The sequence below is a fragment of the Croceibacterium segetis genome (assembly GCF_011320115.1).
In the GTDB taxonomy this organism is placed as follows: Bacteria; Pseudomonadota; Alphaproteobacteria; order Sphingomonadales; family Sphingomonadaceae; genus Croceibacterium_B; species Croceibacterium_B segetis.
The window spans coordinates 248,735-272,025 of sequence record NZ_JAANOZ010000002.1 but is presented as its reverse complement, the minus strand read 5'-3'; the positions used below and the strand labels follow the sequence as shown (position 1 = coordinate 272,025).

Sequence of the window (23,291 nt, the reverse complement as noted above, 5' to 3'; positions counted from 1 at the left end):
TTGTCTCCGCCAACCTGAACGTATTTCGCCGGGTGGATTTCGCCATCCTGCGCCGTTAGGGCCGGGTCGATGAAGCCTTACTCCGCCGTCTTTCAGCGCCTCGCCGCGATGGTCCCCCAGGACCTGATCGAATTGGATGAATGGCGCCGGCGGCTGGCGATGCTTACGTCGGCGCTGCTGATCGGCGTGCTAGCCACGCTGTTCGCCTGGGCCGCCGATTTCGCGCAGCGGAATTTCGCCGGTCTGGTGCGCGAGGAACCCTACGCCCCGCTATTGCTCACACCGTTGCTGTTTGTGGTCATCGCCGCGCTGACTCGTTCGCTGGCTCCCGCTTCGCGAGGCTCGGGCATTCCGCAAGTGATCGCCGCGAGCCGCAATCCCGACGGCGAGACCACTGCCGGACTGCTTTCGGCGCGCACCGCCTTCGCCAAGCTGGCGCTGTCGATCGCTGCACTGTTCGGCGGCGCTTCGGTCGGCCGCGAGGGGCCGACAGTGCAAGTGGCCGCCGCGGCGATGACCCAGGTACATCGACTGTTCCGCGTTCGCGTCACGCCGGGCGTGCTGATCGCCGGAGGAGCAGCGGGTGTCGCGGGCGCGTTCAACACGCCGCTTGCGGGCATCGCTTTCGCCATCGAGGAATTGGCGGTTGCTTACGAGCAGCGAGTCGCAGTGCTGGTGATGGGCGCAGTGATGATCTCGGGGCTGACCAGCCAGGGCATCGCGGGCGATTACGTCTACTTCGGCCACATGGCGTCCGCTCTGCCGCTGCATGTCGTGCTGATCGCAGCCCCGTTGTGCGGGCTCGCGGGCGGTATCGCCGGCGGATTGTTTTCCCGCGCGTTCCTGATGCTGCGCGGACCGGGGGGCCGCTGGCGCGACCTGCTCGGCAGGCGACCGTTGCTCGCCGCGCTAGGCTGCGGCGTCATCGTCGCCGCGATCGGCGTGTTCGGCGGCGGCACGACGTGGGGCACCGGTTACGTTCCGACCAGGGCGCTGCTGGAAGGTGCGCAAGGCAGCTACTGGTTCGGGCCGGCAAAGTTCCTCACGGTTCTGGCGACCAGCGTCAGCGGCATGCCGGGCGGCATCTTCTCGCCTTCGCTCGCGGTCGGCGCGGGCGTCGGCAACCTGCTGACGCCGCTGTTTCCGTCCGACCAGAGCGGCGCGATCGTGCTGCTCGGCATGGCCGGCTATTTCGTCGGCGTGGTCCGCGCGCCGCTGACCGCGGTGATCATCCTCAGCGAAACCACCGGCACGACCTCGGCGATCCTGCCTCTGTTCGCCACCTGCCTGATCGGCGACTGGGCCGGCGCTCTGGTCTGCCGCGAGCGGCTCTACCACGCGTTGGCGCGCGATTTCATGCCGGCACCGACATCCCCTCCTCCGGTGATCGAGGAAGAGAGCCGCTACACCTGAGCGACGCGTTACACGGGGCCGCAGCCCGCCTTGAGAGAATATTCAGCTTCATCGAATAGAGAATTTTGAAGGTTATCGGATAGAGTTTACGCTCTGGTCATGGATGGATTTCGGTCATGAACGCCCGTGCACGATTCCTGCTTCTGTTCGACAACAACGGCAATGAGTATGTGTCCCGGATCAAGGAAGGAGCGAGCCGCTTCGGCCAATCCTCCGGGTTCCCGGTGCAAGCCGAGAACCTGTTCGGCACTGGCAAATCGGTAGCCGACTTTCTCGAGTCCGATCCCCCGGCGGGGATCGTCCTGACGCCGCCGTTGTCGGACGATCGCCATGTGCTGAACCTGATCGAGGAGCGCGGGCTGCCGTACGTGCGGATCGCCCCTCTTCTCGATACGGATCGCGGAAACACCGTGGTCATGGACGAGTACGACGCGGCCCGGGCGATAACCGACCTCCTGCTCCAGAAGGGTCATCGGCGCATCGGCTTCGTGCGCGGCCCGAACGTTCACCTGGTCAGCATGCGACGCTACAACGGCTACGCCAACGCCTTGGGCGGGAAGGGCTTGCGTATCGACCCTGCCTTGATCGTGCAGGGCGACTTCTCACGCCAGTCCGGCCGAGAGCAGGCGGCGAAGCTGTTTGCCGCCAAGCCGACGGCGATCTTCGCCAGCAACGACGAAATGGCGGTCGGCGTGATCGAGGCTGCCAATTCGGCCGGGATCAACATCCCCGGCGACATCTCGCTGGCCGGCTTCGACGACAACGCCATCGCCAGGACGGTGCGGCCGCGCCTCAGCTCGGTGCGTCAGCCGCTCGAGGAGATGGGTGAGGTCGCCTGCCAGATACTGGTCGACCGGCTTCGCAACCCCGCGCGCGCCAACCAGCACAAGCAGGTGCCGTTCGAGATCATGGCACGCGAATCGGTCATCGAATGCGCCGCCTGAGCGAGCGAGCCCGTCGCGCCCTCAGCGAGTGAGTTTCTTGTAGGCCAGCCGCGTCGGCCGGTCGGCTGCATCGCCCAGCCGGCGCCGCTTGTCTTCCTCGTAGCTTTCGAAGTTGCCTTCGAACCATTCGACGTGGCTGTCGCCTTCGAAGGCGAGGATGTGCGTCGCCAGGCGGTCGAGGAAGAAGCGGTCGTGGCTGATGACCACCGCGCAGCCGGCGAAGTTCTCGATCGCGTCTTCGAGCGCGGCGAGGGTTTCGACGTCGAGATCGTTGGTCGGCTCGTCCAATAGCAGCACGTTGCCGCCGGTCTTGAGCATCTTGGCCATGTGCACGCGGTTGCGTTCGCCGCCCGACAGCTTGCCGACGTTCTTCTGCTGGTCCTGGCCCTTGAAGTTGAACGCGCCGACATAAGCTCGCGTGCTCATGTCCATGCCGTTGACCTTCATGTAATCGAGGCCGTCGGAAATTTCCTCCCACACGTTGTGCTTGGGATCGAGGTGATCGCGGCTCTGATCGACGAAGCCGAGGCGCACGGTCGGGCCGATGTCGATCGAGCCGCTGTCGGGCGTTTCCTTGCCGGTGATCAGCTTGAACAGCGTCGACTTGCCGGCGCCGTTGGGGCCGATGACGCCGACGATGCCGCCCGGGGGCAGGGTGAAACTCAGGTCCTCGAACAGCAGCTTGTCGCCATAGGCCTTGGAGAGGTTCTTGACCTCGATGACCTTGCCGCCGAGCCGCTCGGGCACCTGGATGACGATCTGCGCCTTGCCCGGTTTGCGGTTGTTCTGCGCTTCCTGCAGCTGCTCGAACTTGCGGATGCGCGCCTTGCTTTTGGTCTGGCGCGCGGCCGGGGTCTGGCGGATCCACTCGAGTTCTTCGCGCAGGGCCTTCGAGCGGCCGCTTTCCTCGCGCTCTTCCTGGGCGAGGCGCTTGGCCTTCTTCTCGAGGTAGGTCGAGTAGTTGCCCTCGTAAGGGAAGTACTTGCCGCGATCGAGCTCGAGAATCCAGTCGACCACGTGATCGAGGAAGTAGCGGTCGTGGGTGATCATCAGCACCGCGCCGGCATATTCCTTGAGGTGGTTCTCGAGCCATTCGACACTTTCGGCATCGAGATGGTTGGTCGGTTCGTCGAGCAGGAGAATGCCCGGCTTCTGGATCAGCAGCCGGGTGAGGGCGACGCGGCGCTTCTCGCCGCCTGAGAGGTTGTCTACCGCGGAATCGCCGGGCGGGCAGCGCAGGGCCTCCATGGCGATCTCGAGCTGGTTATCGAGGGTCCAGCCGTCGACCGCGTCGATCTTCTCCTGCAACTCGCCCATCTCCGCCCCGAGCGCGTCGAAGTCGGCGCCATCCTCGCCCATCTCCATGCCGATCTGGTTGAACCGCTCGACCATGTCGGCGATCTCGCGCGCGCCGTCCTTGACGTTCTCGAGCACGGTCTTGGACGGGTCGAGCTCGGGTTCCTGCGCGAGGTAGCCCACAGTGATGTACTCGCCCGGCCAGGCCTCCCCGGTGTATTCGGTGTCGATGCCCGCCATGATCTTCATCAGCGTCGACTTGCCGACGCCGTTGGGGCCGACGATGCCGATCTTGGCGCCCTGGTAGAACTGCAGGTTGATATTCGACAGCACCGGCTTCTGCGCGCCGGGGAAGGTCTTCGTCATGTTCTTCATGACGTATGCGTACTGGGCGGCCATCGGAGGTCCTTGGGTAATCGGGTGGTGTCAGGAGTTGGCGCGCAGATAGGGGTTGCGGCCGCCCGGAGCAAGCACGCGCTGGCCGCGCTCAAGAAGCATCTGGAGACGGCGCAATCGCTGCAGAAGTGAGCGGGCGCGCCGGCGCTGTTTACGCCGATGCTTAGCTGATAGGGAAGGCGACCGCCGCGATCCTGAAAGGATCTTGCCCATGCAGTCGTCTCCCCCGTCCAACATCTACTCGATCGTCATCCCGATCCTGGTGATCGGTGTGGTGCTGTTTTTCCGCGTCCGGCGGATGAAAGTGCAGCGGCCGTTAAAGCTCGGCACGCTGTGGGTCGTGCCGGCGATCTTCCTCGTCGTCAGTGGGCTCACCCTGGCGCAGTTCCCGCCGCACGGACTGGACTGGGCCTGGCTCGCGCTCGCCCTGCTTCTCGGCGCGGCGCTCGGCTGGCAACGCGGACGGCTGATGAAGATCTGGGTCGATCCCGAAAGCGGCGGCCTGATGACCCAGGGATCGGGCTGGGCGCTGGTGTTTCTGGTGGTGCTGCTCGTCCTGCGCATGGCGCTGCGTGAGGGCCTGGTCATGGAAGCCGATGCCGGCGCCATCGACATCGGGCTGATCAACAGCGCCTTCGTGGTCTTCGCGTTCGGCCTGTTCGGCACCCAGCGCGGCGAAATGGCGCTGCGCGCGACGCGCCTGACGAAGGCCCACCTGGAAGCGGGGGAAACTGCCTAAGCTTCGCGGGGCGATATTTCCCAGACGCCCGTGCCGCTCGGAAAGCCGTGGCGGAACCGGCCGAGGCTGCGGCTGCCTTCCCGCAGCTCGATGGTGCGGCGGCCGATGGCGCTGCGGGACTTTTCCAAGGCCAGCCATGCATTGGGCGCGACGCAGTCGATCTGCTGCGCCGGTTCGTTGCCCTTAGGGGTGAACAGCAGCGTGTACTTCGGCATCGGCCGGGCTCCTCTCGCGACTCGCCCCCCTCTCGCCGCGAGCATACACTTGCGGCAGCGGTCGTTCATTAATTCATGTGAACCGGGCCCGTGGACCGCCTTGCACGCAAGGGCTCGGGTCGCGCTAAAACGCCTTCGCGGCAGCGACTACGAGCCATGCCGCCGGGAGAAACAATGCCTGCGCGAGAACCGTCCCGGCGACCCGGCTAAGCGAGAGCCAGACGATCGTGCGCCGGAATACCGGCTCGCTGACCTGGCCCGCGACGACGTCGTCGGTCATCACCGAGAGCTGCGGATCGATCAGGATGAACAGCATGAGCGTCGCCATTCCGTTGACGATCGCCGAAAGCTGGGAGGCCGTGACGCGGTATTCTGGAAAGAGGTAACCGGCGTAAAGCGACGCGACCACGCCGACGGTCAGCAAAGCTTGCGCGACGACATTGAGCAGGATGACCTTGAGCGACACGCCGCGCGGTTTCCCGAGGTCTTTGAAGTGCGTCAGCTTGGGCGGCGTGGTCGTTTGCTTGAGGTATCCGATGCCTCCCCTGGCGAAGGCGTGAAGCAGCAGGCGCGCGATTGAACGATGTTGCTGGAAATCGCCGATGGCGGTGGAGAACCAGCGTTGCACAGTCGGCACCATGATCGTGCCAACTATCGTAGCCAGCGTCGCGGAAAGAAGCACCAACCGGAAGTCGCCGAGCAGATGGTCGCCCGTTCCCGCGGCGAGCGCCTTCTCGATGCGGCTGGCTAGGAAAGGCCCAAGGAAACCGTTCGACAGCCGCGAAAGCAGGACCAGCACGTTGAACAGTGCGAACGACATCGCGATCCGTCCGGTGCGAACGCCGGCGATCCGTGCCGCGTATGCCAGGGCGCCGATCAGCTGGATGCCGAAGGTGAGGCCGCAAATGACTGCCAGTTGCACGTCCATAATTCGGCCCTCTTTAAACCCTAGTGGATCACTAGGCTTTACTGGCGAACTCTGCTTTGTGCCATTGCCTTCGCGCGAACAGATGACGAGAATCCGCAGCTGACCGGCAGGATGACGCAAACCTGATGACATTCGCGCAAGCGGCCATTGTCGCGATTCTGCTAGGCATGCTCGTTGCCTATGCGACCGAGCGATTTCGCGTCGAACTCGTCGCTCTGTGTGGGCTTGCGGCCGGCTTCGTCACCGGCATTGTTCCTGTTCAGAACGTCTTCGCCGGCTTCGCCAGCTCGGCGGTGATCACCGTGGTCGAGGTTCTGCTGGTGGTCGCGGCGCTTTCGCGCACGCGGGTGATCGACAGCTTCGCGCGAAGAATCGTTTATCACTTTCAGACCGAGCGAACGGTGCTGGCGATTGTCTGCCTGACCGGTGCGGCGGTGTCGGTATTCATGAACAATATCGGCGCGCTGGCGCTCATGTTCCCGGTCACGATGTCTGTCTGCCAGCGGCTGGATATTTCGCCGGCACGGATGCTGATGCCGCTAAGCTTCGCGACGCTGCTCGGCGGAATGTGCTCGCTCACCGGCACGCCGGCCAATCTGGTGGTGAACCAGTGGTTGATCGGCGAGATCGGCAGGGGCTTCGGCTACTTCGAACTCGCGATGCTGGGAGGGCCGCTCACACTCGCCGGGCTTGTCTGGATTGTCGCCGCATCGCCGCGAACTTTCGCGCGCTTTACCGAAAGCTCGACCGTTTCCGATCCCTCGCCGGTGAACTTCCTCGCCGAGCGGCGCGTCCCCGAGGGGTCTCCATTGATCGGTCTGCGCTTGCCGCAGGTCGAGGAGGAACTGGGGCTGTTCGTCCATGGCGTGATGCGGGAAGGTGCCCATGTCTTTGCCCGTCGGTCGGACATTGCGCTGGCCGCGGGCGACACGATCGTCGTTGAGGCAGACCTGGTCACGCTTGACGAGTTCGAGCAGTCGGAACGGCTGGTCCATCCTCTCGCGATTTCCGATACTGCCGAGCGGCAGGAATACGTCGTCATGCCGGAGAGCCTGCTGCTTGGATCGCGCATCGGCAGCGTCCCCTCATTCGCCGAACACTCGCTCTACGTCATTGGCATATCGATACGGCGCGGCAGGATCGAGGGGAGCTTCGACGATCTCCAGATCGGCATGGGCGACATGCTGGTGCTCTCGGGCGAGCGCGACGACCTGCGGCAGATAGCGGCAGAGTGCAGTCTTCTTCCGTTATCCTCGCGCCGGCCGAGCCGTTTCACCGGGCGGGCGTGGCTTAGCATTGGCATCTTCGCGCTTGGCATCCTGGTCACCGCATTCGACCTGGCGCCTACCGAGATCGCGTTCGGCGCGGTGGTGGTGGCGATGGCGATGGCCGGAAGCCTCAATCTGCGCACGGCGCTGCAGGACCTCAACTGGAGCATCGTGATCCTTCTCGCCTGCATGATTCCCTTGGGCCTGGCGGTAGAAGATACGGGAGCCGCGCGCCTGATCGCCAACGAGATCGCCACTTACTTGCCGTCGGCGCAGCCGCTGGTGGTGGGGAGCGCGATGCTGCTGCTGGCGGTGGCGATTACTCCCTTCATCGACAATGTTTCGACGGCGGCTGTGCTTAGTCCGATCGCAGCCGGCCTGGCGTCGCGCACGGGAACCCCGATCGAGCCCCTGCTGATGGCAGTCGCGGTCGGCGCCTCACTCGATTTCCTCACCCCCTTCGGGCATCACAATAATGCCGTGGTCATGGGCGCCGGCGGCTACCGCTTCATGGACTTCCCGCGCCTCGGGGTTCCCCTCACCATCCTCTGCTTCGCCTTGGCGGTGTTCGTGCTGTCGCTGATGCTGCCCGGCTGATCGCTTGCAAAATTTGCTTCACCGGTCTAAATGCCGACTTCGCGACTAGGGAATTGACCAGTGATCTCGAACAAAGCCAAATATGCGTTCAGGGCGCTTCTGGCGGTGGCCGCCGCGCCGGAAGGCGAGTCCCTGACCAGTGCCGAGATCGCTCGCCGATACAACATTCCGCACAAGTTCCTCGAACAGATCCTGCTCGACTTGAAGAAAGCCGGCATCCTCGACAGTCGCCGCGGGAAGAGCGGGGGCTATGTCATGCTTCGCCCGGCGGATACGATCAGCTTCGGCGAAGTTCTGCGGATTTTCGAGGGTCCTCTCGCGCCGTTGCCTTGCCTGTCACGGCAAAGCTATCGCCGCTGCGAGGATTGCGTCAGCGAAGCGACGTGCGAGATCCGGCGCGAGTTCGGTCGCGCCTATGATGCCAGCCGCCAAGTGCTTGATTCGCGCACGATCGGTGACGCGCTGGCAGATTCGCCCTACGGCGGCAACGCCGGCCAAGAACGCCGGCTCGTCGGCTAGGGCATCAAAAGTCCGCTTGCATATCCCTATTTAACAGGTAGAGATAAAGGGGATTAGAAACCCCGGCTCGAGGACGCGCGTTCGTCCGGCCTTTCTAGGGAGATTGCTGGATGAAATTCGCAACGCATTGGCGTTCGTTCGTCATGGCCTTGTCCGGCGCGGCCCTCCTCGCCGCCTGCTCGAACAAGACCGAATCGAAGGACAGCGAGGCGCCAGCGGCGTCGGCACCCGTTCAGCTGCTGAACGTGTCCTACGACCCTACGCGCGAGCTTTACGAGGCAATCAACCCGAAATTCGCTGCTTCGTGGAAGGCCGAGACCGGCCAGGACGTGAAGATCAACATGAGCCACGGCGGATCGGGCAAGCAGGCCCGCGCGGTGATCGACGGGCTCGATGCCGATGTTGCCACACTTGCGCTCGGCTATGACACCGACGAGATCGCGCAGCGGTCCAAGGCCCTGACGCCGGGCTGGCAAGCGCGCCTGCCGCACAACAGCGCGCCCTATACCTCGACGATCGTGTTCCTCGTGCGCAAGGGCAATCCCAAGGGCATCAAGGACTGGGGCGACCTGGTGAAGCCTGGGATCGCGGTCATTACGCCCAACCCCAAGACCAGCGGCGGGGCGCGCTGGAACTTCTTGGCCGCGTGGGCCTACGCCAAACAAGGGGGCGGCTCCGATGCCGCAGCGCAGGACTTCGTCAAGAAGCTCTTCGCCAACGTGCCGGTGCTCGACAGCGGCGCGCGCGGCTCGACCACCACATTCGTCGAACGGGGCATCGGCGATGTCCTGCTGGCGTGGGAGAACGAAGCGTTCCTAGCGCAGAAGGAACTCGGCGAAGGCAAATTCGAGGTCGTCGTTCCCTCGATCTCGGTGCTCGCCGAGCCGCAGGTCGCGGTGCTCGACGGCAACGCCACGCGCCACGGCACCGAGAAGGTCGCCGAAGCCTATCTCAAGTATCTCTACACGCCCGAGGCCCAGGAGATCATCGCGCAGAACTATTACCGTCCGATCGATCCGGCGGTGCAGGCGAAGCACGCCTCCGAATTCCCCAGGATCAACCTCGTGACGATCGATGGCGCGTTCGGCGGCTGGCAGGCCGCGCAAAAACGCTTTTTCGCCGACGGCGGCGTGTTCGACGCGATCTATTCGAGAGCCAAGAAGTAAGCCGCCATGGAGATCGCGTTGAGCAGTCAACTGCAGATGCAGGCCGTGATCGAACGCCCCCGAAGGCGCCGGCGCAGCCGCAAGTCGATCATCCCCGGCTTCGGGCTAACGATGGGCTTCACGCTCGCGTGGCTATCGCTGATCGTGCTGATCCCGTTAAGCGCGCTGTTCCTGCGGGCGGCGGGACTCGGTTGGTCGGAGTTCCTCGCCGTAGGGTTCTCCGAACGAGCCATGGCGGCCTACCGGATCAGCTTCGGAACGGTTCTAGCGGCGGCGGTGATCAATGGAGTGTTCGGTCTGCTCACCGCGTGGGTCTTCGTTCGCTACGAGTTTCCCGGCAAGCGTGTGCTCAACGCGATGGTCGATCTGCCGTTCGCGCTTCCTACGGCGGTCGCGGGCATTGCGCTGACCGCGCTTTATTCGCCTAACGGGTGGGTCGGGCGCTTCCTCGAGCCGCTCGGCATCAAGGTCGCCTACACGCCGATCGGCATCACCATTGCGCTGATCTTCATCGGATTGCCGTTCATCGTCCGCTCGGTCGAGCCGGTGCTGGCCGACGTGCGGGTCGACGTCGAGGACGCCGCACTCTCGCTCGGCGCGCGGCCGTGGCAGGTGTTCGCGCGGGTCATCCTGCCGGCCATCATGCCGGCATTGCTGACCGGCTTCGCGCTCGCGTTGGCAAGAGGGATTGGCGAATATGGCTCGGTAATCTTCATCGCCGGCAACATGCCGTTCAAGTCCGAGATCGCCCCGCTGCTGATCGTCACCCAGCTCGAGCAATACGACTACGCCGCGGCGACCGCGATCGCGACGGTCATGTTGCTCGCGTCATTCGCGATGCTGTTGGTGATCAATGGGATCCAGGCGTGGACGCGCAGAAAGGTCGATCAATGAGCGCGCGCCTCCCCAACCATTCGCTCGCCGTCCGACGCCTCCTGATCCTCGGCGCGCTGGTCTTCATCGGATTCTTCCTTGTGCTGCCGCTCGTCGCCGTCTTCGCGGAGGCCCTGTCGAAAGGCTTCGCGACTTACGGCGCGGCGCTGGTCGAGCCCGACGCGATCTCTGCAATCAAGCTCACGCTGCTGGTTGCGGCGATAAGCGTGCCGCTCAATGTGGTCTTCGGTCTGTGCGCCGCCTGGGCGATCGCCAAGTTCGATTTCCGAGGCAAGAGCGTGCTGGTCACGCTGATCGACCTGCCGTTCTCGATCTCGCCGGTCGTTGCCGGCCTGGTCTACGTGCTCTTGTTCGGCGCGCAGGGCTGGGCGGGACCATGGCTGATCGACCACGGGGTGCGGATTATCTTCGCGGTGCCCAGCATCGTGCTGGCGACGGTCCTGGTCACCTTCCCCTTCGTCGCGCGCGAGCTGATCCCGCTGATGCAGGAGCAAGGCCGCAATGACGAGGAAGCCGCGCTCGCCCTTGGGGCGAGCGGTTTCAGGACGTTCCTGCGGGTGACGCTGCCAAATATTCGCTGGGGGCTGCTCTACGGCGTGCTGCTGTGCAACGCGAGGGCCATGGGGGAGTTCGGTGCTGTGTCAGTTGTCTCGGGTCACCTGCGCGGCCTGACCAACACGATGCCTTTGCACGTCGAGATTCTCTACAACGAATACAACTTCGTCGCCGCCTTCGCCGTCGCCTCGCTGCTGGCGCTGCTCGCGCTGGTGACGCTCGTCCTCAAGACCTCGCTCGAATGGAAGTTCGGCTATTCGCACCGGAGTGCCCGATGATCAGCCTGCACCATATTTCGAAGAGCTTCGGCGCGTTCGCCGCCCTCCACAATGTTGACCTGACGGTGCGTGACGGCGAATTCCTGGCGCTGCTCGGCCCCTCGGGCTCGGGCAAGACGACGTTGCTGCGGATCATCGCCGGCCTTGCGTTCCCGGACGAGGGATATGTCCGCTTCAATGGCGAGGACGTGACCGAGCTGCCTGTGGCAGAGCGCAAGGTCGGCTTCGTGTTCCAGCAATATGCGCTGTTCAAGCACATGACCGTGCTCGACAACGTCGGCTTCGGTCTTTCCGTCCGGTCGCGCGCGCAGCGCCCGTCGAGAGCAAAGATCCGCGCACGCGCTCGCGAACTTCTCGATCTCGTGCAGCTCGACGGCCTCGGCGACCGGTATCCGGCGCAGCTTTCCGGCGGCCAGCAACAGCGCGTCGCATTGGCACGCGCTCTCGCGGTCGAACCGCAATTGCTGCTGCTGGACGAACCGTTTGGCGCACTCGACGCTAAGGTCCGCAAGGAGCTGCGTCGCTGGCTGCGGCAGTTGCACGAGCAGATGGGCCTGACCTCGATCTTCGTCACCCACGACCAGGAGGAAGCACTCGAACTGGCCGACCGGGTCGTCGTCCTCGATCGCGGCGTAATCGAACAGATCGGCACACCCGAAGAAGTCTACATGGCGCCGCGCAGCGGCTTCGTCTCGGGATTCGTCGGCGACTGCAACAGCCTGCCGGTGACGGTGCGAGGCGGCCGCGCGCAGTTCGAGGACCAGGCGCTCGACGTCGCTGTGGACCGCCTGCGCGACGGCAACGCGCGCCTCGATTTTCGGCCCCATGACGTCGTCTTGAGCGAGAACGGCCACGGCCTGCCCCTCCACGTCAGCGGAGTTTATCGGCGCGGCGGGAGTTGGCGCGTCGAAGGCACCGTGAACAGCTCGGGCCAGATCGTCGAGATCGATCTCGATGCCGACCAGCCGGCGCCACAGCTCGGCAGCCAATTGGCATTCTCCATCACCCGCGCACGTGTGTTCGCCGTGGAGCGCGCCCATTGACGATCCATGTCCGCCCCGACAAACGACAGCACATCGACGAAAGCCTCGCCGACGTGCGCGAAGCGCTGCTTGCGCTGCGCTACGGCTCGGTCGCGATCACCATCCACGAGGACCGCGTGGTGCAGATCGATGTAACCGAGAAGAAACGGCTCAAGTCTTCCTGACCACCAATGCTGACCGGACCACCGGAGGCGTCAAGATCCCTCTCGAAAGGATGAATCATGATTGCTCGCCTGGTGACCGGCTCCGGCTTGCTCGCGCTCGCCCTCACCGCCAGCTCGGCATCCGCCGACGATAAACCCTGGACGCTCGAAGAGGCGCTCGGCAACCCCGAGGGTCTCAAGATTTCCGCCACGGTCAGGGCGCGCTACGAGGCCCTGCACAATCAATTCCGCCCCGGTCTCGACAAGAACGACGACCTATTCACCTTCCAGACCGACATCGCGGCGGAATACGACAGCGGCCCAGTCCGCATTGGTGGTGAGTTGGTCGATGCTCGCGCATACGACGCCGACACCGGGAGTTCGGTCGGCACCGGCGACGTCAATGCGCTCGAGCCAGTGCAGGCTTACGTCGCGGCGGACTTTGGGCCGGTCTTTGGCAAAGGGACCAGCGCCAGCCTCGAGGCGGGCCGCTTTACCCTCAATCTGGGCTCGCGCCGGCTGGTGGGTCGAAACAATTTCCGCAACACCACGAATGCATTCACCGGCGTGAAATTCGAATGGCACGGCAAGGACAAGGGCCAGCTAACGCTATTCTATACGTATCCGCAGCAGCGCCTGCCAGACGACAAGGCAAGCATCCTCGATAACAAGGTTGAATGGGACCACGAAGGCGATGATCTGGTCTTCTGGGGCGGGTTCTTCAACAAGCCGAAAATCGTCGGCGCGGCCAATCTCGACCTCTACTTCTATGCGCTCGACGAAGGCGACACGCCAACGCATAACACCCGCGACAGGCACTTGCTCACACCGGGCGTGCGGCTGTTCGGCAGTCCGGCGCCGGGCAAGCTCGATTACGAATTCGAATACGCCTACCAGTTCGGCCATGTTAGCACGAGCACCGCGCTTGGAGCGCCGCAGCAGCACGTCTCGGCTCACACGCTCCACGCGGAACTCGGCTATCAATTCAAAGGTCCGTGGCAACCGCGGCTCGCCGTCGACTTCGACTTGGCAACTGGCGACAAACCCGGTGGCAATTACAGCCGTTTCGACAGTCTCTTCGGTCCGCGCCGATCGGATTGGGGGCCAACCGGCATTTATGGTCCGCTTGGCCGCAGCAATATCAATTCGCCCGGTGCCCGCCTGGAGGTAAAACCATCGAAGCGCCTCGATGCCTTTATCGCCTATCGGTCCGCATGGCTTAATAGCGCCACAGACAGCTTCGCGTCGACAGGGGTGAAGGACACCGGCGGCACCTCGGGCAAGTTCGCGGGACATCAGATCGAAGCTCGAGCGCGCTATTGGATCATCCCTAAGATGCTACGGTTCGAAACCGGTGGCGCCGTGCTATTCGATGGTCGCTTCCTCAAGAATGCGCCGAGCGCGAACGACTTTGGGGACACGGTCTACGGCTATGCGGACGTGACGCTCACCATCTGACGGTATCGACATGCCGCTCGGCGTTGGGACGCGGCGCGTTAAGTTGCCTGAAAACGCGGGACCCAAGGCGGGACATCGAGCCAAAGATAGATCGATGTCTGGCAAGAGCGGACAAGAATCAATTACAAACTTGCATTAAAGTTGCTGTCTACGACCCTGCCTCAAAGGCGCGGGAAACGTGGAAAAATTGGGGTTGGTCAGCTTCCCGTTCGGCGCTCGGCTCGATGAGCGCGCGCTTGCAAAGCGCAGGCTGGCTCCACCACTCTCCGCCACTGCGACCGATTCTGCGATCCCGGCGCTGTCAAGGGAATCTGTCAATTAGACTGTCAAGAAGCTGGATCGAAAGTATCTTAAATATCTGAATTATAACACTAAAATGAAACTGGTCGGGGAGACAGGATTCGAACCTGCGACCTGATGCTCCCAAAGCACCTGCGCTACCGGGCTGCGCTACTCCCCGACCCTCGATCGATACGCTGCGTTGGTGGGCCCGCCAGGATTCGAACCTGGGACCTAGCCGTTATGAGCGGCCAGCTCTAACCGCTGAGCTACAGGCCCTTCGCCGCATGCGCGGGCCGCGCGGTAGCTCCGGGGCCAGGCGATAGCAAGCTATCGCTCCACCGATCGCATGATCTCGCCGACGCTGGTGGGCTTGATGTCACGCATGTCGCAATACGTGAGCACCCGCCGCCACCAGTCGTAGAGCGCATCGAGATCGTTCTCGTTGCGCACGTAAGGCGTGTGCCCTGGTTGCAGCGACGGGCTGTGGAACGAGAAGACCAGCACCGCCAGTCCGTCGTCGATGGCTATGTCGATGCCGCGGATCGCTTCGTCGACGCTGACCCCTTCGGGCGTTAGCGGAATGCGTTCGAGCAATCCGAGGTAGGCCAGGAGCCCGCGTGCCTTGGGCAGACGTGCCAGAGCTGGATAGAGCCATTCGCCCTGGCGCCGCAGCATGCCCCAGAACACCGTCGTCAACGGCAGCTCGAGCAAATGGCGATCGTCGTCGAGCCAGTACGGTTCGAGGGGATGGTGGCGGTAGTCGGGCCCGCCGCCGCCGGAATAGTCGAACTTTGCGCGGACCGAGGTGTCGATCGCCAGACCGCATTCGGTCAACAGTTGGGCCGTGTTGGGGCCAGTGCCGTAGCGCCCCGCGCGGTAGATTAGCGGGGCGACGCCGAACTTGTCCTCGATCGTCTCGCGCAAGTTGCGGAACTTGGCCGCTTCGAGGTCCGCCGGGAGATTGCCGGCGAATGAATTGGGGGGCGTGACTTCCTCGTCGAAGGGTGGGTTGACCCACGGGTGCAACTGGACGCCGACCTCGGCGCGGCCGGCGGCAAGCGCCGGGCTCAGGATATCGGCAGCGAGAGACGAGGTCGCCACGGGCCAGTCGACGAGGTAGATCGGCACGACGCCGTGCCCCTCGCAGAACTCCTGGAACTTCGTCAGCTGCAGCAGGTGGTCGAGCCCGTGTCCGTGGCGGGCAAGCGGCTTAGACCAGTCGAACTCCTCCTCGGTGTCGACGGTCACGATGAAGCGGCAGCCGAACCCAGGCGCGAAGCGCGCCTTGCGGCCGGGCGGCGGCAGATCCGGAATTGCCGTCATTGCCGCTCCCCAGGGACCTACTCAGTGATCGCTACGCGGCCGCCGAGGCGCCGCCGTTCGCACCTTGGCTATGGTCGGGCGCCGCGCCGGTCAAGCCGGGGAGCGATAGCACGAGCGTTTCTCCGTGGAGCGCCAGCGAGCCGCCGGCTGCTTCCGCCTCGACGCGCGCCAGCCGCAGGGTGAATCCGGTGCCGAACATCCCCGCGCTGACCGCAGCGCCTTCGCTGCGCGCGCCGGCGGCAAAAAGGTCCCCCTCGCCGGCGAGGGCGACCGGCAGCTCTGTTTCGAGCTCGATCCCGCGCTCGCCGCCGCGCAGCGTCAGCTCGACCACCTCGCCTGCCGCGAGCGAGCCGGCAAGCGTAGCCAGCAAGCGCCAGGCCAGCAGCGCGCCGTCGTCCTGGCCGAGACCGATCGAGAATATTTCGCCCGAAGTCAGCAGCCGCAAGTGCGCGCTGCGCGGGCGGGTCACACCCTCGAGTCGGCGCAGCGTAGCCTCGACCACGAGACGGAAGTTGCAGCCGTCCGTGGACAGCGAAAGCGCCGCGCTCTCGAGCCGGGCCAGTCTGTCGATCTCGTCGAATCCGGCGAGTAGCCGCGCGGCGTCCACCCCGACCGCTCCCGCGAGCGCCCGGTAGGTGTTGGGCGCCGGGCCGAACAGCTGCTGCTGGATGATCTCGGCAAAGCCCTGGATCGCGTTAACCGGCGTGCGCAGCTCGTGCAGCACCTGGCGCATTCGCTCGCCCGGGTTATCCGCGGGTGCTTCGCCGGCGGTTGCCAACGGACGCCGCATGCGCCCGACGTAGCCCCGGAAGATGCCGGTCTCGCCGTCGAACCGCGGCACCGCGTCGAGCCGCCAGGTGCCGGCCACGGACGCGGCACCGGGCAGCTCGACGCGGCCGGAGTGGACGATGCCGCGGCGGCGCAAGCTGAGGCCGGTGGATGGATCGCAAAGCTGGCCGGCCGTTCCGCCGCCGGCGAGCCGAAGCCCGACAAGCAACGGGGCGACGTGCGAATTGGCCCAGTCGATCCGACCGCCCGGGTCGGTCGAGAAATCTAACGCCTCGGGCTGCGCGCTCTCCGCCATCAGCTCGCCGATGTCGAGCGGCAGGCGCGGTGCGATCGCTGCGCTGCCGCGGCGGGCCTGCTGGAAGGCTTCTATCCGGCGCACCAATGCGCCGATGCCGCCGTTGGTGTCGCTCTCGGCTGCGCGCAGTGCGGGCGTTTCGTTCGGGGATGCCGACAGAGCCTCAGCCTGCGACGGCGTAAGGTCGCGGACGCCGAGCCGGGAAAGCAAGCGGCGCACGGTATCGGGCAGGTCGCGGCGATGGCGCAGGAATCCCCGGGCGGTCACCGGCAAGTCGGGGATCAGCTCAAGCCAGTTATTCTCGCTCAGCCGCGCCGAGGCCATGGCAGCGGCGGCGACTTGCGGATCACCGTTCGCGAGGTGGGAGACCAGCCGCGGGTTGCGCAGCCTGAGACCGGGTTCCCGCAGGATCCGCGACTGCTCGGTCGCCGGCAGCTCGTCGAAGATCTCGGTAAGGCGCCCGTAAGCCGCTTCCAGCAGAGGACTGGCGGCCGCGGTCGGCGCGCTGCCGAGCAGATCGAGCAGCTGGCGAAACTGCGTGCGTGCGGCGCGCTCGCCCGCAGCGCCGGAGCGCAGCACTGTAGCTAGGCGGTCGTCAAACTGCATCGGGTCTCCGGCACACGCGCGAACGGGCGCAGGGATAGGCGCGCGAACCTGCCGTTTAGCGAGATCGCCGAGTGGCGGAATTGGAAGCTGGGTACCGTTGCAAACCGGGACAATTGCTTCCATAGATAATAATGTTACCGTGAGGGGTCTCATTTTGTCGCTTAGTTACGATCGCGGCGTTGACGAGGGGGCTTGCGAGGAAGAATGGCATCGCTGGATTCGATCGATCGGCGGCTTCTGGCCGAACTTCAGGCCGAGGGCCGGGTCACCAACGTCGAACTGGCGCAACGCGTCGGCCTCACCGCGCCGCCGTGCCTGAGAAGGGTCCGTGCGCTCGAAGAAGCCGGCGTTATCAAGGGCTACCACGCCGAGCTCGACGCCTCGAAGCTGGGCTTCGCGATCACCGTGTTCGCCATGGTCAGCCTCAAGAGCCAGGCCGAGGAAGACCTGCGCGCCTTCGAAAATCACGTGCAAACGCTGCCGGAAGTCCGCGAGTGTCACATGCTCAACGGCGAGATCGACTTCATCCTCAAGATCGTCAGCCAGGACCTGCAGAGCTTCCAGGAGCTGCTCACCAGCAAGCTCACCCCGGCGCCGAACGTGGCGAGCGTGAAGACCTCGCTGACGATCAGGACGTCGAAAAACGAACCGGGCGTGCCGCTCGAATAGGCCGAGAGGTTCAGCCCTCCCGCTTCGCCATCCAGTCCTCAAGCCACTTGATCGAATAATCGCCGTTTAAGACGTCGACCTCCTCGAGCAGCGCGCAGTGCAGCGGGATCGAGGTCTTCACGCCGTCGACGACCATTTCCTCGAGCGCGCGCCTGAGGCGCATGATGCAGCCTTCGCGGGTGCGGCCGTAGACGATCAGCTTGGCGATCATCGAATCGTAGTACGGCGGGATGCGGTAGCCGGCGTAGAGACCGCTATCGACACGCACATGCATGCCCCCGGGCGCATGGTAGGCGGTGACGAGGCCGGGGCTGGGCGCAAACGTCCACGGATCCTCGGCGTTGATGCGGCACTCGATCGCGTGGCCCTTGAACTCGATTTCGTCCTGCTTGACCGAGAGCGGCTTGCCGTCGGCGATGCGGATCTGCTCGCGGACCAGGTCGACGCCGGTGATCATCTCGGTCACCGGATGCTCGACCTGCAGCCGCGTGTTCATCTCGATGAAGTAGAACTCGCCGTTCTCCCACAGGAACTCGATCGTTCCCGCGCCGCGATAAGCCATGTCGGCCATCGCGTTCGCGCAGACACCGCCCATCCGCGCGCGATCTTCCGGCGTAATGACCGGGGAGGGGGCTTCCTCGAGCACCTTCTGGTGCCGGCGCTGCAGCGAGCAGTCGCGCTCGCCGAGGTGGATCGCCGCGCCGTTGCCGTCGCCGAAAACCTGGAACTCGATGTGTCGCGGATTGCCGAGATACTTCTCGATGTACACGGTGTCGTCGCCGAACGCGGCCTTGGCCTCGTTGCCGGCCTGCTTCATCAGCGTTTCGAGCTGCTCGGGCTCGTTGCAGACTTTCATCCCGCGGCCACCGCCGCCCGAGGCGGCCTTGATGATCACTGGATAGCCGATCTCGTCGGCGATCTTGGCCGCTTCCTTCGGGTCGGACACCGCGCCGGCCGAACCGGGTACCAGCGGCAGGCCGAGCGCCCCGGCGGTGCGCTTGGCCTCGACCTTGTCGCCCATCGTGCGGATGTGCTCGGGCTTGGGGCCGATCCAGATGATGTCGTGTGCCTCGACGATCTCGGCGAACTGGGCGTTCTCGGAGAGGAAGCCGTACCCCGGGTGGATCGCGTCGGCGTGGCTGATCTCGGCCGCCGAGATGATCGCGGCGACGTTGAGGTAGCTGTCCTTGGCGGGGGGCGGGCCGATGCAGATCGCGTGGTCGGCCAACCGCACGTGCATCGCGTCGGCGTCGGCGGTCGAATGCACGGCGACGGTTTCGATCCCCATTTCGTGCGCGGCGCGGTGGATGCGCAGCGCGATCTCGCCGCGGTTGGCTATCAGGATGCGCGAAATCGCCATGGGGTCAGGCGATGACGAGCAAAGGCTGGTCGAACTCGATCGGCTGGCCGTTCTCGACCAGGATCGCCTGGACGGTGCCGGCGCTGGTGGCGGTGATCGGGTTCATCACTTTCATCGCCTCGACGATGAGCACGGTGTCGCCCGCTTTCACCGCGTCACCGACTTTGACGAAGTCGGCGGCACCCGGCTCGGGGGCGAGATAGACGGTGCCGACCATCGGCGACTTGAGCGCGTTGGCGGCAGGCGCTTCGGGCGCCGGAGCGGGGGTTGGAGCGGGTTGTGCCGGAGCAGGGGCGGGAGCAGCCGTCACGGCAGCGACGGGTGCGGCCGCCGGCACGGCGCGCGACACGCGGACGCGCTTCTCGCCTTCCTGTATCTCGATTTCGGTGAGTCTGGTCTCGGCCAGAATATCGGCCAACTGGCGCACCAGCTTGTCATCGATCGTCATCGCCGGGCCGCGCCCGGGAGTTGCCTTCGGTTGGGCCATTGGCGCCTCATGTCAGTTCAGGCGCCCGCCTATGCGCAAGCGGGGGCGGGCTGGCAAGGGGTTGGACCTAATCTAGAGCGCCGCCGCCTTCTCCAGCGCCACGACATAGCCGCGCGCGCCCATGCCCTTGACGGTCGCCACCGCTCCCATCTCCACGTACGAGATATGCCGGAAGGGTTCGCGCATGACAGGATCTGAGATGTGCACCTCGATTACCGGCACCTTGATGGACTTGATGGCGTCGAGGATGGCCACGCTGGTGTGTGTATAAGCCGCGGCGTTGAGCAGCACGGCCTTAGCCTGCGCGAAATGCGCTTCGTGCAGCCAGTCAACCAGATGTCCCTCGTGGTTCGACTGGCGCATGTCGATCTCCAGCCCCAGGTCGCGCGCGCGGTCCTCGAGCATCCCGGCGATGTCGTCGAGCGTGTCATTGCCGTAGATCGTCGGTTCGCGAAACCCGAGCAGGTTGAGATTGGGGCCGTTGAGGACGAAGACGACGTTGGACATCGCTGCGCCTTAGCGGGTGTCGGCGCAGTGGGGAAGCCAGCGAGCAATTGCGGGCACTTCGCCGTCGCGGCATCGTGGAGCCTCAGGGGGGGTACCGGAATGATCAAGGCCGTCGGAGTGCTGTGTGCTGCGCTGTTGCTGGCGCCCCTTCCAGCTTCTGGCGCATCGACTTCGGTCTATCGCACCCAACCTGACGATCCTCGGGCGGCAACCGTTCATGGCGTCGGCGACGGACGCGCCGACGACAGCGAGGCGATCCAGCAAGCAATCGATGCCGCCGCTGTCGGCGGGCACGGGGGGGTCGTCTTCCTGCCTGCGGGCCGTTACCGGATCAGCAAGACGATCTTCCTGCGTTCGGCCGTGCGCGTGTTCGGCGTTGGCGCCACCCGCCCGGTCATTGTCCTCGGCGACGACACCCCGGGTTTCGCTTCCGGCGTGGCGGCGATGGTCAGCTTCACCGGCGAGGACCAGTATCGCCTTGGCCGGGTCGCGGTGCCGCCGCCGACGAGCGTGCCCGCCAATCCCGGCATTTTCGACGCCAGCTCGAGCACGTTCTATTCGGCTCTGTCGAATGTGGATTTCGAGATCGGCCTTGGCAACGCCGGGGCCGTTGCCGTGCGCCAGCGCGTGGCGCAGCACGGCTTCCTGCGGCATATCGACTTCCACCTCGGATCGGGCCTCGCCGGCATCTACCAGGCCGGCAACGAGTGCGAGGACTTGCGCTTCTATGGCGGCCGCTACGGCATCCTGACCGAGAAGACCTCGCCCGCCTGGCAGTTCACCCTGATCGATTCGGAGTTCGAGGGGCAGCGCGACGCCGCAATCCGCGAGCACGAGGTCGACCTGACGCTGGTCAACGTCGCCATCCGCGATGTACCGGTCGGGATCGAGATCGACCGGGGTTATTCGGATTCCTTGTGGGGCAAGGACGTCCGCTTCGAGAACGTCAGCCAGGCCGCTGTGGTGATCTCGAACGAGAACAGCGTCTTTACCCAGGTCGGCTTCGACAACGCGGTGGCGCGCGATACCCCGGTATTCGCCCGCTTCAGTGAGAGCGGCAAGGTCGTGGCCGGCCAGGGCAGGCAGTACCGCGTGAGCGACTTCTCGCATGGCCTCAAGCTCGCCGCGCTGGGCGAAATGGGCCAGTTTGCGACCGACGTGACCATGGTCCCGCTCGCCCGCGTGCCCGCCCGGCGGGCGCCGGCGATCCGCGCGCTGCCGCCGGTCGGCGAGTGGGTCAACGTTCGCGAACTCGGCGTCAAGGGCGACGACGAGACCGACGACACCGCAGCGCTCCAGCGCGCGATCGATACCCACCGCGTCCTCTATCTGCCGATGGGGCGCTACCGCGTCAGTGACACACTCAAGCTGCGGTCTGACAGCGTGCTGGTCGCGCTGCATCCCAGCCTGACCCATGTCTACCTGGCTGACGAGAGCCCGGCCTTCATGGGCGTCGGAGTTGCCAGGGCATTGATCGAGAGCGCGCGCGGTGGCGATGCCATTGTATCCGGACTCGGTCTGTGGACCGGCGGGGTCAATCCGCGCGCCACCGCCTTGCTGTGGCGTGCGGGCGAGGCCTCGCTGGTCAACGACGTCAAGATTCAGGGCGGCGGCGGCACCGTGCTGACCAAGGGCAGCCCGATCGGGTTCGATAGTCCCAAAGCGCGCTTCGACGGCCAGCATCCGAGCATCTGGGTCACCGACGGCGGCGGTGGCACTTTCGCGGCGATCTGGTCGCCCAATACGCTGGCCTCGTCGGGGTTCTATGTTTCGGACACCAAGACGCCGGGCCACGTTTACGAATTGTCCGCCGAGCATCATTACCGGGTCGAGATCGTGCTCGACCACGTCGAGAACTGGGAGTTCCTCGCCCCGCAGACCGAGCAGGAAGTGCGCGACGGCGTCAATGCGATCTCGACCGAGATGCGCAATTCGCGCAACATCCTGTTCGCCAACTATCATGGCTACCGGGTCACCCGCTCGATGAAGCCGATGGAAACGGCGGTGCGGCTGTACGATTCCGGCGATATCCGTTTCCGCAACGTGCACGTGAATGCCGAAAGCGGGTTTGCCAGCTGCGACGACAAGGGCTGCGGTACTTACACCCGCGCGAGCAAGTACCCGTTCGAAAACGCGATCACCGACATGGCGAGCGGCCGTGAGGTGCGCGAGCGCGAGTTCGCCCGACTCGACGTGCCGGCTAATGCTAAGTCAACTCCGACCATGGCTGCCGCGTCACCGGGCGTCGAGAAGATAGCCGAGGGTTTCTATTCGATCGCCGGCGGCGCGGTGGACAGCTCAGGCAAGCTCTACTTCATCGATCGCTTCTTCCAGCGCATCCATGGCTGGTCGCCCGAGGAAGGCCTGTCGATCGTCGCTGAGGCGCCGCTCGATCCGGTCAACCTGGCGATCGACCGCTCAGGCCGACTGTTGGTCCTCTCTTCGGCGGGGCACGACGCCACCGTCTACAGCATCGATCCGGCTAGACCGGCCGACGTGAGGGTAATCGCCGCCACGCCCGCCGTTTCGCACGAGGGCGCGGGGATGGCGCTCCCGGGCAACGTGTGGGCCAACGGCGAATTCGCTGACCGCATCGACCCGGTCACTTACGCCTACCCGCCGCTGAGCGAATTCTTCACCCGCGCGCTGGCCGCGCCCAAGGCGAAGGAATACGTCTCGCCCGACGGCTCGCTGGTCCTCCCCGCCTTCCGCGTGTGGAACCAGGGGCCGGATGATCACCAGGGCTGGCGCTGGTCCGACACGCTGGACGCCTATGGGCTCGTCACTGCGCAACCCGGCGAGCGGGTGTTCCTGACCAACAGCTCCGAGAACCTCACCTACAGCGGGCTGGTAGGCGCCGTAGGCAGCGTGACCGACTTGCGCGTGGTCGCCGACCGTGGTGGCGAGAGCGTGGTGCGCGACGCGGGCGGCAACCTCTACGTCGCGAACGGGCAGGTGTTCGTCTACACTACCGATGGAAAGCTGCTCCGCCGCATCGACGTGCCGGCGCGCCCGTTGCAGCTGGTGATCGGCGGGCCCGGTGGGAACACGCTGTTCATCCTGACCCATCACGCGCTCTACTCGGCTTCGATCAGCCCTACTGCTCCACGCCCTTGACCTT

At 65.0% G+C, this 23,291-nt stretch carries 22 protein-coding genes and 2 tRNA genes; 13 read left to right on the top strand and 11 right to left on the bottom strand.

Annotation, left to right across the window (positions count from 1 at the left end):
• The first annotated feature begins 69 nt into the window (after window positions 1-69).
• Complete coding sequence (locus G7B69_RS03190) at window positions 70-1,413, top strand: chloride channel protein (protein WP_166175993.1); 1,344 nt, start codon at window positions 70-72, stop codon at window positions 1,411-1,413.
• A gap of 116 nt (window positions 1,414-1,529) precedes the next feature.
• Window positions 1,530-2,357, top strand: coding sequence for a substrate-binding domain-containing protein (locus tag G7B69_RS03185; RefSeq protein ID WP_166175991.1), 828 nt, complete (start codon window positions 1,530-1,532; stop codon window positions 2,355-2,357).
• A 21-nt stretch (window positions 2,358-2,378) separates the two neighbouring features.
• Here the strand turns inward: G7B69_RS03185 and ettA are convergent, their stop codons facing one another.
• Together ettA and G7B69_RS03175 are read right to left on the bottom strand one after the other, a co-directional pair.
• Window positions 2,379-4,052 (bottom strand): energy-dependent translational throttle protein EttA, encoded by a 1,674-nt coding sequence (ettA, locus tag G7B69_RS03180; RefSeq protein WP_166175989.1) that lies wholly within the window; start codon window positions 4,050-4,052, stop codon window positions 2,379-2,381.
• 27 nt (window positions 4,053-4,079) lie between these two features.
• Window positions 4,080-4,262, bottom strand: a complete 183-nt coding sequence (locus G7B69_RS03175; RefSeq protein ID WP_166175987.1) for a hypothetical protein — start codon at window positions 4,260-4,262, stop codon at window positions 4,080-4,082.
• Here G7B69_RS03175 and G7B69_RS03170 point away from each other — a divergent pair.
• Window positions 4,261-4,788: a CcdC protein domain-containing protein gene (locus G7B69_RS03170; protein ID WP_166175986.1), complete on the top strand. Its 528-nt coding sequence runs from the start codon at window positions 4,261-4,263 to the stop codon at window positions 4,786-4,788. The two genes, G7B69_RS03175 and G7B69_RS03170, sit on opposite strands and share 2 nt — an antisense overlap.
• Here G7B69_RS03170 and G7B69_RS03165 read toward each other — a convergent pair.
• Both G7B69_RS03165 and G7B69_RS03160 read right to left on the bottom strand, forming a co-directional pair.
• Window positions 4,785-5,003, bottom strand: a complete 219-nt coding sequence (locus G7B69_RS03165) for a hypothetical protein (protein WP_166175984.1) — start codon at window positions 5,001-5,003, stop codon at window positions 4,785-4,787. The genes G7B69_RS03170 and G7B69_RS03165 overlap by 4 nt on opposite strands.
• Window positions 5,004-5,127: 124 nt before the next feature.
• Entirely contained in the window at window positions 5,128-5,931 is an 804-nt protein-coding gene (locus tag G7B69_RS03160; protein WP_166175982.1) for a lipid II flippase Amj family protein, read from the bottom strand.
• A gap of 125 nt (window positions 5,932-6,056) precedes the next feature.
• On the opposite strand from G7B69_RS03160, the gene G7B69_RS03155 reads away from it, so the two are divergent.
• The 8 genes from G7B69_RS03155 (at window position 6,057) to G7B69_RS03120 (ending at window position 13,852) form a co-directional block, all read left to right on the top strand.
• Window positions 6,057-7,796, top strand: a complete 1,740-nt coding sequence (locus G7B69_RS03155) for an SLC13 family permease (protein WP_166175980.1) — start codon at window positions 6,057-6,059, stop codon at window positions 7,794-7,796.
• A 60-nt stretch (window positions 7,797-7,856) separates the two neighbouring features.
• Window positions 7,857-8,315 (top strand): RrF2 family transcriptional regulator, encoded by a 459-nt coding sequence (locus tag G7B69_RS03150; protein ID WP_166175978.1) that lies wholly within the window; start codon window positions 7,857-7,859, stop codon window positions 8,313-8,315.
• A gap of 110 nt (window positions 8,316-8,425) precedes the next feature.
• Window positions 8,426-9,481 (top strand): sulfate ABC transporter substrate-binding protein, encoded by a 1,056-nt coding sequence (locus tag G7B69_RS03145; protein WP_243415009.1) that lies wholly within the window; start codon window positions 8,426-8,428, stop codon window positions 9,479-9,481.
• A gap of 18 nt (window positions 9,482-9,499) precedes the next feature.
• Window positions 9,500-10,375, top strand: coding sequence for a sulfate ABC transporter permease subunit CysT (gene cysT, locus G7B69_RS03140; protein ID WP_243415008.1), 876 nt, complete (start codon window positions 9,500-9,502; stop codon window positions 10,373-10,375).
• Window positions 10,372-11,208, top strand: coding sequence for a sulfate ABC transporter permease subunit CysW (gene cysW / locus G7B69_RS03135; protein ID WP_166175976.1), 837 nt, complete (start codon window positions 10,372-10,374; stop codon window positions 11,206-11,208). The genes cysT and cysW overlap by 4 nt, the downstream gene beginning before the upstream one ends.
• Window positions 11,205-12,251 (top strand): sulfate/molybdate ABC transporter ATP-binding protein, encoded by a 1,047-nt coding sequence (locus tag G7B69_RS03130; RefSeq protein ID WP_166175974.1) that lies wholly within the window; start codon window positions 11,205-11,207, stop codon window positions 12,249-12,251. The genes cysW and G7B69_RS03130 overlap by 4 nt, the downstream gene beginning before the upstream one ends.
• Complete coding sequence (locus G7B69_RS03125; RefSeq protein WP_166175972.1) at window positions 12,248-12,415, top strand: YezD family protein; 168 nt, start codon at window positions 12,248-12,250, stop codon at window positions 12,413-12,415. Before G7B69_RS03130 ends, G7B69_RS03125 begins: the two co-directional genes overlap by 4 nt.
• Window positions 12,416-12,472: 57 nt before the next feature.
• A complete protein-coding gene (locus tag G7B69_RS03120) occupies window positions 12,473-13,852 on the top strand; it encodes an alginate export family protein (RefSeq protein ID WP_243415007.1) in 1,380 nt (459 codons plus the stop codon).
• 383 nt (window positions 13,853-14,235) lie between these two features.
• On the opposite strand, the gene G7B69_RS03115 is transcribed toward G7B69_RS03120, so the two are convergent.
• The 4 genes from G7B69_RS03115 to G7B69_RS03100 all read right to left on the bottom strand — a co-directional run bounded on the left by G7B69_RS03115 (window position 14,236) and on the right by G7B69_RS03100 (window position 17,147).
• A tRNA-Pro gene (locus tag G7B69_RS03115) sits at window positions 14,236-14,312 on the bottom strand.
• Window positions 14,313-14,334: 22 nt separating this feature from the next.
• Window positions 14,335-14,410: transfer RNA gene (locus G7B69_RS03110), tRNA-Ile, on the bottom strand.
• Window positions 14,411-14,461: 51 nt separating this feature from the next.
• Window positions 14,462-15,457, bottom strand: a complete 996-nt coding sequence (locus G7B69_RS03105; protein WP_166175970.1) for a polysaccharide deacetylase family protein — start codon at window positions 15,455-15,457, stop codon at window positions 14,462-14,464.
• A gap of 31 nt (window positions 15,458-15,488) precedes the next feature.
• Window positions 15,489-17,147: a histidine kinase dimerization/phospho-acceptor domain-containing protein gene (locus tag G7B69_RS03100; protein WP_166175968.1), complete on the bottom strand. Its 1,659-nt coding sequence runs from the start codon at window positions 17,145-17,147 to the stop codon at window positions 15,489-15,491.
• Between the two features lie 204 nt (window positions 17,148-17,351).
• Between G7B69_RS03100 and G7B69_RS03095 the strand changes: the two genes are divergently transcribed.
• On the top strand, window positions 17,352-17,816 hold the full coding sequence (locus G7B69_RS03095) for an Lrp/AsnC family transcriptional regulator (protein ID WP_166175966.1): 465 nt from the start codon (window positions 17,352-17,354) through the stop codon (window positions 17,814-17,816).
• 10 nt (window positions 17,817-17,826) lie between these two features.
• On the opposite strand, the gene accC is transcribed toward G7B69_RS03095, so the two are convergent.
• The 3 genes from accC to G7B69_RS03080 form a co-directional block, all read right to left on the bottom strand.
• Complete coding sequence (gene accC / locus G7B69_RS03090; protein WP_166175964.1) at window positions 17,827-19,176, bottom strand: acetyl-CoA carboxylase biotin carboxylase subunit; 1,350 nt, start codon at window positions 19,174-19,176, stop codon at window positions 17,827-17,829.
• A 4-nt stretch (window positions 19,177-19,180) separates the two neighbouring features.
• Window positions 19,181-19,663, bottom strand: a complete 483-nt coding sequence (gene accB, locus G7B69_RS03085) for an acetyl-CoA carboxylase biotin carboxyl carrier protein (protein WP_243415006.1) — start codon at window positions 19,661-19,663, stop codon at window positions 19,181-19,183.
• Window positions 19,664-19,735: 72 nt separating this feature from the next.
• On the bottom strand, window positions 19,736-20,170 hold the full coding sequence (locus G7B69_RS03080) for a type II 3-dehydroquinate dehydratase (protein WP_166175962.1): 435 nt from the start codon (window positions 20,168-20,170) through the stop codon (window positions 19,736-19,738).
• Between the two features lie 99 nt (window positions 20,171-20,269).
• On the opposite strand from G7B69_RS03080, the gene G7B69_RS03075 reads away from it, so the two are divergent.
• Window positions 20,270-23,287 (top strand): glycosyl hydrolase family 28-related protein, encoded by a 3,018-nt coding sequence (locus G7B69_RS03075; protein ID WP_166175960.1) that lies wholly within the window; start codon window positions 20,270-20,272, stop codon window positions 23,285-23,287.
• Window positions 23,288-23,291 lie beyond the last annotated feature (4 nt).

Bases quoted from the DNA above. Each gene is read 5' to 3' on its own strand.
- G7B69_RS03190 (WP_166175993.1), top strand. From the start codon at position 70: ATGAAGCCTTACTCCGCCGTCTTTCAGCGCCTCGCCGCGATGGTCCCC.
- G7B69_RS03185 (WP_166175991.1), top strand. From the start codon at position 1,530: ATGAACGCCCGTGCACGATTCCTGCTTCTGTTCGACAACAACGGCAAT.
- ettA (WP_166175989.1), bottom strand. From the start codon at position 4,052: ATGGCCGCCCAGTACGCATACGTCATGAAGAACATGACGAAGACCTTC.
- G7B69_RS03170 (WP_166175986.1), top strand. From the start codon at position 4,261: ATGCAGTCGTCTCCCCCGTCCAACATCTACTCGATCGTCATCCCGATC.
- G7B69_RS03175 (WP_166175987.1), bottom strand. From the start codon at position 4,262: ATGGGCAAGATCCTTTCAGGATCGCGGCGGTCGCCTTCCCTATCAGCT.
- G7B69_RS03165 (WP_166175984.1), bottom strand. From the start codon at position 5,003: ATGCCGAAGTACACGCTGCTGTTCACCCCTAAGGGCAACGAACCGGCG.
- G7B69_RS03160 (WP_166175982.1), bottom strand. From the start codon at position 5,931: ATGGACGTGCAACTGGCAGTCATTTGCGGCCTCACCTTCGGCATCCAG.
- G7B69_RS03155 (WP_166175980.1), top strand. From the start codon at position 6,057: ATGACATTCGCGCAAGCGGCCATTGTCGCGATTCTGCTAGGCATGCTC.
- G7B69_RS03145 (WP_243415009.1), top strand. From the start codon at position 8,426: ATGAAATTCGCAACGCATTGGCGTTCGTTCGTCATGGCCTTGTCCGGC.
- cysW (WP_166175976.1), top strand. From the start codon at position 10,372: ATGAGCGCGCGCCTCCCCAACCATTCGCTCGCCGTCCGACGCCTCCTG.
- G7B69_RS03130 (WP_166175974.1), top strand. From the start codon at position 11,205: ATGATCAGCCTGCACCATATTTCGAAGAGCTTCGGCGCGTTCGCCGCC.
- G7B69_RS03120 (WP_243415007.1), top strand. From the start codon at position 12,473: ATGATTGCTCGCCTGGTGACCGGCTCCGGCTTGCTCGCGCTCGCCCTC.
- G7B69_RS03105 (WP_166175970.1), bottom strand. From the start codon at position 15,457: ATGACGGCAATTCCGGATCTGCCGCCGCCCGGCCGCAAGGCGCGCTTC.
- G7B69_RS03100 (WP_166175968.1), bottom strand. From the start codon at position 17,147: ATGCAGTTTGACGACCGCCTAGCTACAGTGCTGCGCTCCGGCGCTGCG.
- G7B69_RS03095 (WP_166175966.1), top strand. From the start codon at position 17,352: ATGGCATCGCTGGATTCGATCGATCGGCGGCTTCTGGCCGAACTTCAG.
- accC (WP_166175964.1), bottom strand. From the start codon at position 19,176: ATGGCGATTTCGCGCATCCTGATAGCCAACCGCGGCGAGATCGCGCTG.
- accB (WP_243415006.1), bottom strand. From the start codon at position 19,663: ATGGCCCAACCGAAGGCAACTCCCGGGCGCGGCCCGGCGATGACGATC.
- G7B69_RS03080 (WP_166175962.1), bottom strand. From the start codon at position 20,170: ATGTCCAACGTCGTCTTCGTCCTCAACGGCCCCAATCTCAACCTGCTC.
- G7B69_RS03075 (WP_166175960.1), top strand. From the start codon at position 20,270: ATGATCAAGGCCGTCGGAGTGCTGTGTGCTGCGCTGTTGCTGGCGCCC.